Annotated in this window: 2 protein-coding genes; both read right to left on the reverse strand. The window is 73.1% G+C overall.

Features of this window, described 5'->3' with window-relative positions:
* The coding region (locus ACFQ36_RS22595) for an AAA family ATPase (protein ID WP_377017796.1) at window positions 1–1,211 on the reverse strand (1,211 nt) is incomplete at its 3' end.
* A 117-nt stretch (window positions 1,212–1,328) separates the two neighbouring features.
* Window positions 1,329–1,568 (reverse strand): response regulator transcription factor (locus tag ACFQ36_RS22600; protein WP_377017798.1); only part of this gene is annotated, 240 nt, incomplete at its 5' end.

The following is a 1,568-nucleotide window of genomic DNA, read 5'->3' on the forward strand; positions in this document are numbered from 1 at the left end:
GCCGGCTGCCCGGCTGCCTGCTGCGCCAGCCGCAGGCACAGCGCAGGGTCCCCGAGGTCCAGGGCCGTCCGGGCCGCCGCCAGCGCATGCACAGCTGCCAGGCCGGCGCGGCAGTCCAGCACCCATTGTGCCAGGGACAACGCCATCGCACCGGCCCCGGACGGGGCACGGTCAAGCACCTCCCAGCCCCCGGCCTCGAGCACGGTGGCCAGCAGTTCCCGCGACCGTTCCGGCACCAGCCGGCGTCGGAGCAGCTCCGCCACCAGCCTGTCCGGCATCCGGGCCACGGTGTACGGGCCGCTCTCCAGCACCACGATGCCGCGGCCGCGCAGTTCATCGAAGTCCGCATCGGCGGCGACCCGGCACACCAGTTCCATCGGCAGGCTGCCCATCATGGCCAGGATGTCCGCCAGGGCCTGCTGGCCGGGCGCCAGGCCCTCCAGCAGCGCCGGCCGGACTGCGTCGAGCGCGCCGCCGGGCCTGCTCCGGCCTTCACCCATCACCCAGGTTCCGTCCCGGTTGAGCAGCAGGCCTGCCTGCTGCCACTCGTGCGCCAGGACGCCGAGCAGCAGCGGATTTCCCCCGCTTGCGGTCCAGAGCTCATGCGTGCCCTGCCCGCAGGCGGGGGCGCCCGGCCCGGCCCCCAGCCATTCTGCCGTCTCCCTGAACGTGAAGCCCCCGATGTCGAATCTGTGCAGGAGTCCGTTGCGCCCGAGCCCGTCGAAGCTGGCCGGAATCCGGCAGGCGTCCTCGGCGCACAGCAGCAGGGTGGCGGTGCCGTCCGCTGCCAGCTGCGACAAGGTAGCGGCCGTCCGGTCGTCCAGCAGCTGGGCGTTGTCGGCGAAGACCACGATTTTCCGGCCGCCTGCCCGCGCCCGCAGCAGCCGGCCCGCGGCCGAGACCACGTGGATGGGATGGTCAAGCATGCGCGTATCAACGTCGCTGAGCAGGTAGTGGATGGCGCCATAGGGAATCGCCGACACCAGCGGCCCGCCCCGGACCCGTTCGGTGTGGATCCGCGCGCCGAGCCGGTCCAGGACGCAGCGGGCCAGGGTGGTCTTGCCCGTTCCCGGTCCGCCCACGATCAGGGCGCCCGGGCCATGGCGGCCGGACAAGGTCTGCGCGATCTTGTCGGCCATCCGGCGGCGCCCGGAGGGCACCGGGGGCGGGACCGGCGCCGCGGGCAGCGCCGGGTGGCCGGCTGCGTCCATGAGCGGGCCCCCATCTGCGGCGTCGACCGAACCGTGCTGCAAAAAGCCTAGGTTCCGGCCCGGGGGCTGTCTTGGGTAGTGGCTACCGGTGCCGGCGCTTGAGTAGCGCGGCCGCAGCTATACAGCCGCCAGCAGCTCCGGCGTCAGTTCGTCGCGGCGGCTGATACCCAGCTTGGCGAAGGTGCGGTAGATGTGTCCCTCGACGGTACGGATCGAAAGGCACAGCTGCTGTGCGATCTGCGCATTCTTCAGCCCCTGGGCCACCAGTGCGGCGATGTCCCGTTCCCGCCCGGTCAGCCTGACGGCGGCGGGCCGTCCGGTTCCGGCCCGGCCGGAGGCGGCTGCGGCCGGCCTGGC

Source organism: Arthrobacter sp. GCM10027362 (genome assembly GCF_042679445.1).
Taxonomy (GTDB): Bacteria; Actinomycetota; Actinomycetes; order Actinomycetales; family Micrococcaceae; genus Crystallibacter.